Source organism: Ideonella sp. P3_A4, assembly GCF_056403075.1.
The window spans coordinates 1-6697 of record NZ_JBFUGE010000337.1 but is presented as its reverse complement, the minus strand read 5'-3'; the positions used below and the strand labels follow the sequence as shown (position 1 = coordinate 6697).

Here is a 6697-nt window from a genome sequence, read left to right as displayed (position 1 = left end):
TTCTTGGACAGGGCCTCGTCGATCAGCTTCAGCGCTTGCGTGTGCTGGCCGTCCTTGAGCAGGCGTTGGACCTCGACCGACTCAGGCGACGCGACAACGCCAGAGGCCGCGGCCGCCGGTGGCTGTTGCGCTGCCGACGGGCCGGCCCACCCGAAACCCAGCACCAGGGCGGTGGCCACCAGGCCGAGCGGGGAAAGGGGCTGCATCGAAGGGCGGACGGGCATGGGGGCTTTGGGGCGCGTGGAAGCACCCGCCATTACGGGCCCCGGCAGTCTATCGAAAATCAACCCAATCCCCGCCCAAAAACCGGGCTGGTGTGGCCAGAAAGCCCAGGCTTCAGCGCTTGGTTTCGCCGACGATCAGCCAGGCGCCGTCTTGCAGTTCCCAGGTCAGCGTCTTGTGCACCGTGTCGCTGTGGTTCGACGAGCGGTAAGCCTGCTCGAACGAGGTCTCGACGCGGGTGGGCGACAAGGCCCGCGATTGCACCTGGGTCAGCTGGACGCTGATCTCGCCGGGCTTGCTCAAGGCGCGTTGGCGCTCGGCCTGCCATTTGGCCTTGTTGGCTTTCAGCGGGCCAAAGTCGGCACTGTAGAAAGCGGTGTACCTGGCGAAATCCTTCGACGCCCACGCCGCGGCCCAGTCGCGCAGGCGCTGCTCGACCGGGGCGATGGCGGCAGATGCGGCGGGTGGTGCGGGTGCAGCGGAAGAGGGCGCAGTCGCCGCCGGCGTCGCGACGCCAGGGGCGGGGTTCAGCGCCAGCGGTGGAGAGGCGATCTGCATCGCGCGGGCCTTGGCATCCAGGTCGGACTTGGCCATGCTCGGCAGCTCGGTCGGCGCCAGCGGGCAGCGGCCGGCGGCGTCTTCGCCGGCGGTCCAGCCTTCGCTGTCCGGGGCCAGGCTCTGGGCGTCGGGCTTGGCCAGGCCCAGTGCGGCCACCAGCGTGCCCATCGCGGCGTGGGTTCGCACCACGGCGATGTCGCGGTCGGCCACGGCCAGTGCGTACGAGCGCTTGGCGGTGTAGAGCTCGTTCTCGGCGTTCAGCAGGTCCAGCAGGCTGCGCTGGCCGATGTCGAACTGCTGCCGGTAGGCGTCGCGGGCTTTTTCGATCGCGATCGTGTTGCGGTCCAGGTAGCCCARCTGTTCGTCGAGCTTGCGCACATCGTTGTAGGCGATGGCTGCGGTCTGGCGCACGTCGCGGCAGGCCTTGTCGCGCAGGTCTGCGGCCTGGTTCAGCAGGTGCACCTGCTGGCGCTGGCGGGCGTCGTCGGCACCGCCATTAAAGATGTTCCAGGTCAGCGCGATGGTGGCCGACGTGTCGCGCTTCTGGTCTTCGATGCCGTCGAAGTTGTGGCCACCACCCGAGCGCAAGCGCGCCTCGACACGCGGCTGAAAGCTGCTGCGGCGCGCTTCGGACTGGGCCCGCACGGCGCGCAGGTTTTCTACCGCGCCGGCGATCACCGGGCTGCGGCGCGCGGTGGTTTCCAGCGCATCCACGCCGGTGGTGGGCAGGCCCTGGGCCAGCGCGTTGCCCGGGGCGCCTGCCTCTGGCGGCAGTTCTCCGACGATACGGCGGTAGCGCTCGGTCACGTCGTGCAGATTGGCCTTCTCGGTCACCAGGTTGGACTCGGCCAGCGCCAGGCGGGCACCGGACTGTTCCAGGTCCACCCCACGGGCCACGCCGGCGCGCACGCGGCTCTGGATCTGGTCGAACGCGTACTTGTGCTGGACGTAGTTGTCTTCGGCCAAGGTCACCAGCTTGCGGTAGCGCAGCACGTCGTGGTGGGCGCGGGCGGCTTCGAGCGCGGTCTGCTCGGTCGCGTCGAGGAACTCGAAGTAGCGCGCCATGCGCGTGTGCGACAGGCGGCGCACTTCGCTGCGGGTGGCAAAGCCGTCCCACAGCACCTGCGTGATGTTCAGCGCCACACCACTGCGGTCCAGGGTCTGGTTCGCGGGCGTGCGGTTGGTGATGCGGTCGTCGGTGCGACCAGCTTCGGCGGTCACGTCGACCCGGGGCAGGTAGCCGCCCGTTGCCGCGTCGACCTCTTCGACCGAGGCGCGCAGCGCGTTGAACTTGGCGGCCACCTCGGGGTTGGTCTGGATCGCCTTCTGGGCTGCCGCCGAAACGGTTGGCGCGCCTTGTGCCAGTGCGGCACTGCCGGCCAGCGCGATCAGGCTGAAGCCGACGAGGGTGTTCTTCTTCATGCTTGCCTTCTCATTGCATTGCCATTCAGGGGGCAAACTCAATCAATGTACTGGAGCGGCCCGGGTTTTCTCTCGTGTGGCGAGCCGGGCTGTAGCAACTATCGCGAGCGAGCGCCAGTTATCCCTGCTGCCTGTGGCGGTCCAGCGACAGCTGCTGGCGGTTGGTGTCAGACTGGCGACGGCGCCGCTCAAGTCGCGCCCCGCATGGCCGACAACCCTTCGATGCCCGACGTTTTCGTTGCTGCCGCCATTGCCGTCCGGTTCGACACCGGGGCTGCGCGTGCGGCCATGGGGCTGAGGCAAGCCTTGCCGAGCGTGCGTTGGGTCGTCTTGCTGCTGGTCACGCTGTCGCTGGGCGTGCAGGCCTGGGACCCGGAGCGCATCGTGCAGGCCGCAGCCCGCCGTGGCGACCAGGCGCTGCAAGGTGCGCAGGCCTTGCGCCAGGCGATGGCCAGTGTGCAGTCGCAGGACGAGTTGAGCCAGATGGCGGCCGTCAACGAGTTCTACAACCGACGCTTGCAGTACCGCGACGACATCGACATCTGGGGCCAGGTCGACTACTGGGCCAGCCCGCTCGAATCACTGCAAAAGGGCATGGCCGATTGCGAGGACTATGCGATCGCCAAGTACTTCACCCTCACGGCCCTGGGCGTGCCGCACCGCAAGCTGCGCATGGTCTACGTGCGGGCAACCACCGGTGGGCCCGGTGGGCTGGTGCAGCCGCACATGGTGCTTGCCTACTACCCCAGCCCGGAGGCCGACCCCTTCGTGCTGGACAACCTGATCACCGACCTGCGCCACGCCAGCCGCCGGCCCGACCTGTCCCCCGTCTTCAGCTTCAATGCCGAGGGTTTGTGGGAAGGTGTGGGCACGGTGGCGGTCAGCGGAGCGGGTCCGACCGAGCGGCTTTCACGTTGGCGCGACGCGCTGGCCAAGGCGCGCCAGGACGGTTTTTTCCAGTAATCCACTGCCTTGAACAAGGTATAAGCATGCCCCAGGAGGGACCATGTCACTGATCCGCCAGGTTTGGTTGTTGCTCGCGCTGACACTGGTGCTGGCGTTTGCCGCTGCATTCGGTATCACCGTGCACTCAGCCCGCCAATACCTCGAAACGCAGCTGGGGCTGAAGAACAACGACACCGCCCAGTTTCTTGCGCTGACGCTGTCGCAGCAAAAAGGCGACGCCACAGCGATGGAGCTGGTGATTGCCAGCCAGTTCGACTCCGGCTTCTACGAGCTGATCCGCCTCACCGGTGCAGACGGCAAGGTGGTGCAGGAGCGTCGGGCCGACCCGAAGGCCAGCGCCGCGCCGCGTTGGTTCGTGCATTTGCTGGGCATCTCGCCGACCCCGGGCTCGGCTCTGGTGAGCGATGGCTGGAAGCAACTGGGCCGGTTGGAGGTGCGCAGCCATTCGAGCTTTGCCGATGACCAGCTGTGGAAAAGCACGCTGTCGACGGCCACCATCCTGGCCGTGCTGTCGTTGGCGCTGGGCGCCTTGGCCGCAGTGGCCGTGCGCCGCATCCGCCTGCCGTTGCAGGCGACCGTGCAGCAAGCCACCGCGCTGACCGAGCGCCGCTTCATCACGATCAGCGAGCCGGTGGTGCCCGAGCTGCGTGAAGTGACGCGGGCGATGAACACCATGGTCGCGCGCCTGAAAGGCATGTTCGATGAGCAGGCCGCGCAGGTGGAACAGCTGCGTCGCCAGGCGAACTGCGATGCGTTGACGGGCTTGTCCAACCGCGCCCACTTCATGGGCCGCCTGAAGGTGATGCTGGGCAGCGAAGACGGCAGCGCTGGTGGTGCCATCGTGCTGGTGCGCCTGGCCGACCTGCAGGGCTTGAACCGCAAGCTGGGCCACGCGACGACCGACAGGCTGCTGCAAGAGTCGGCGGCGGCCATCGTCGAATCGGCGCGCCGCGCCGGCTCGTTCGAGGTGGGGCGCCTGAACGGTTCTGACTTCGCGATGGTGCTGCCCGATGTGGGCTCGCTGCGCGAACCCGCGGTCGACGTGGCCGCGCGCCTGCGCAACCTGCTGCGCGCTCACGACCACGCCGCCAACGCCGTGGTGGGCGCAGTGCGCTGGTGGCACGGCGCGCCGATGTCTTCGTTGCTGGCTGCGGCCGACCAGGCCCTGGCCCGGGCCGAAGGCCGCGGTGCTTACGCCGTGGAGCTGGACGACACCGGCGACGGCCTGGTGCTGGGCGAAGACGCCTGGCGCGAGCGCCTGCAGGGCGCGGTGAACAACCAGCGCGCCAAGCTGGTCGAATTCCCGCTGGTGGACATGCACGGCGCGGTGGTGCACCGCGAGTGCCCGTTGCGCCTGCAGCTGGAAGAAGACGGCGAGATGGTCCCGGCGGCGCAGTGGCTGCCGATGGCGCGCCGCACCCAGCTGACCTCGCGCATCGACCTGCTGGCCGCCAAGCTGGCGCTGGCTGCCATCGCGAACGATGGCATGGCCCGCGCAGTGAACATCAGCCCGGGGTCGCTGATGGACAGCAGCTTCGTGCCCAACCTGCGAGCGTTGCTTTCTGCCTTCACTGCCGAGGCACCGGGCCTGTGGCTGGAAGTGGCCGAAGACGGCGCCTTGCGCCACATCGATCTGGTGCGCGAAATGGTGAACCAGATGCACAGCTGCGGCGCGCGCGTGGGGCTGGAACATGCCGGCGAACGCCTGACCGAAGCCTCGGGCCTGTTGGAGGTTGGGCTGGATTTCGTCAAGCTCGACGCGAGCTTCGTCGAAGGTCTGTCAGGCGACCATGCACGTCGCGAGCACGTGGCAGGCGCGGTGCGCATGCTGCACGGCATCGGCCTGAAGGTCTATGCCGAGGGCGTGGCCTCGTCCGACGATGCGACGGCACTGGCCACCTGCGGGCTGGACGGATTGACTGGGCCGGTGGTGCCGCCCGCTTGAGATGCAGGACAGGGTGCTGGGCTTCGACAAGCTCAGCCCGAACGGGTTAGGTTGGTGGCCGCACAGCAGATGCCGTGCCACCATCGTGTCCGTTCGCCCTGAGCCTGTCGAAGGGCTTCTACTGATCACCCGAACCGGGTGCGGTATTCGCCTTGCGCCATTCGCGCGGCGATATTCCCGTCTGCGCGCTGAAGGCTCGCGACAAGGCCGCTTCGCTGCCGTAACCCACGTCTGCGGCGATCAGCTTCAGTGACTGGCCGCGGCGCAACAGCTTCTGCGCCAACCCGATGCGCCAGCTCTGCAGGTAGCTTCCGGGTGTGCAGCCCAGCGTGTTGCGGAAGGTGGTCGCGAAGACGGTGCGTGACATGCCAGCTTCGCGGGCCAGGTCTTCGAGCGACCAGTCGCGTTGCGGTGACTCGTGCATCGCGATGAGCGCGCGGCGCAGTTGCCCATGGGCCAAGCCGGCCAGCATGCCGGCCCCGACCTGGCCTTGTTCCATCAGCTCGCGCAGGATGTGGATCAGCACGACCTCGAACAACCGGTCGAGCATGGCCTGACGACCGCAGTTCTTCGACTCGGCCTCGGCAAACAGCAGCGTCAGCACCGACTGGCAGCTTTGCAAACGCTCGAGCGGCAGGCACACGACATCCGGCAGGGCGGCAGCGATGGGGTTGGCTGTCCCGCCGTCGAACTGCACATGGGCGCAGACGAAGTTCGCGCCCCGCTGCTTGTCGGTGATGAAGCGATGGGCCATCGGGCGCGGGTACAGCAGCAGGCTCGGTTGCGTGATGTGCAAGGTCGGCGTCGAGCCGTGGCGCACCTCGACTGCCCCGTCCTGGATCAGGTGCAACTGACCGAAGGGTTCGTTCGCCTCCAAGGCGTTGATGCCGCACAGCATGCCGGCGTGGAAGGTGTGCGCGCGGACCGAGAAGTGGTCCAGCAATGCGGCCAGCCGGTCTCCCATGGGTTGAACTCCTGATCAAGTTTTGCGTACTGAATGGAGCATATCGTACGGACTTCGCGGGCAAAGTTCGTTCTGCCGGCAGACAAACCTGTCGCAGTCCAAAACCCAACCCGGAGCTTCACCATGCACACCTTCGCCAAGCTTCTCGTCGCCTCTTCCGTGGCCCTGGCTTCATTGGCCGCTCAAGCGCAGGCCGCCAATACGCAGGTCGCCACTGGGCAGGTTGCTGCCCGCAGCGCGGCCGCGCTGGCCTCGAACTACATTGCCGCCAAAGACGGAACGCCGCTGTACTACAAGGACTGGGGCCCGAAGGACGGCCAGGTCGTCGTCTTCAGCCACGGCTGGCCGCTCAGCTCGGACAGCTGGGAATCGCAGATGCTGTTCCTGGCCGACCACGGCTATCGGGTCGTTGCCCATGACCGCCGCGGCCACGGCCGCTCGGGCCAGTCCTGGACTGGCAACAACATGGACCAGTACGCAGACGATCTGGCCGTGGTGATCGAGACGCTGAACCTGAAGAACGCAACGCTGGTCGGCTTCTCGACCGGCGGCGGCGAAGTGGCTCGTTATGTCGGCCGCCATGGCACGCAGCGCGTCGCCAAGGTGGTGTTGGTGGGGGC

The 6697-nt window shown here is 67.5% G+C and carries 6 protein-coding genes; 3 read left to right on the top strand and 3 right to left on the bottom strand.

The window, feature by feature from the left end:
* Positions 1–206 (bottom strand): hypothetical protein (locus AC1DYI_RS23295; protein WP_477206510.1); only part of this gene is annotated, 206 nt, incomplete at its 3' end.
* Between the two features lie 130 nt (positions 207–336).
* Positions 337–2202 carry a TolC family outer membrane protein gene (locus tag AC1DYI_RS23290; RefSeq protein ID WP_477206509.1) on the bottom strand — a complete coding sequence of 622 codons (1866 nt, stop codon included), beginning with the start codon at positions 2200–2202 and terminating at the stop codon, positions 337–339.
* Positions 2203–2424: 222 nt separating this feature from the next.
* On the opposite strand from AC1DYI_RS23290, the gene AC1DYI_RS23285 reads away from it, so the two are divergent.
* On the top strand, positions 2425–3165 hold the full coding sequence (locus tag AC1DYI_RS23285) for a transglutaminase-like cysteine peptidase (RefSeq protein WP_477206508.1): 741 nt from the start codon (positions 2425–2427) through the stop codon (positions 3163–3165).
* Between the two features lie 43 nt (positions 3166–3208).
* Positions 3209–5113: a bifunctional diguanylate cyclase/phosphodiesterase gene (locus tag AC1DYI_RS23280; RefSeq protein WP_477206507.1), complete on the top strand. Its 1905-nt coding sequence runs from the start codon at positions 3209–3211 to the stop codon at positions 5111–5113.
* A 118-nt stretch (positions 5114–5231) separates the two neighbouring features.
* Here the strand turns inward: AC1DYI_RS23280 and AC1DYI_RS23275 are convergent, their stop codons facing one another.
* Positions 5232–6077: a cupin domain-containing protein gene (locus AC1DYI_RS23275; protein ID WP_477206506.1), complete on the bottom strand. Its 846-nt coding sequence runs from the start codon at positions 6075–6077 to the stop codon at positions 5232–5234.
* A gap of 123 nt (positions 6078–6200) precedes the next feature.
* Between AC1DYI_RS23275 and AC1DYI_RS23270 the strand changes: the two genes are divergently transcribed.
* Positions 6201–6697 (top strand): alpha/beta fold hydrolase (locus AC1DYI_RS23270; RefSeq protein WP_477206505.1); only part of this gene is annotated, 497 nt, incomplete at its 3' end.

Excerpts from the sequence above, each read along its gene's own strand:
- AC1DYI_RS23285 (WP_477206508.1), top strand. The coding sequence starts at position 2,425 with ATGCCCGACGTTTTCGTTGCTGCCGCCATTGCCGTCCGGTTCGACACC.
- AC1DYI_RS23275 (WP_477206506.1), bottom strand. The coding sequence starts at position 6,077 with ATGGGAGACCGGCTGGCCGCATTGCTGGACCACTTCTCGGTCCGCGCG.
- AC1DYI_RS23280 (WP_477206507.1), top strand. The coding sequence starts at position 3,209 with ATGTCACTGATCCGCCAGGTTTGGTTGTTGCTCGCGCTGACACTGGTG.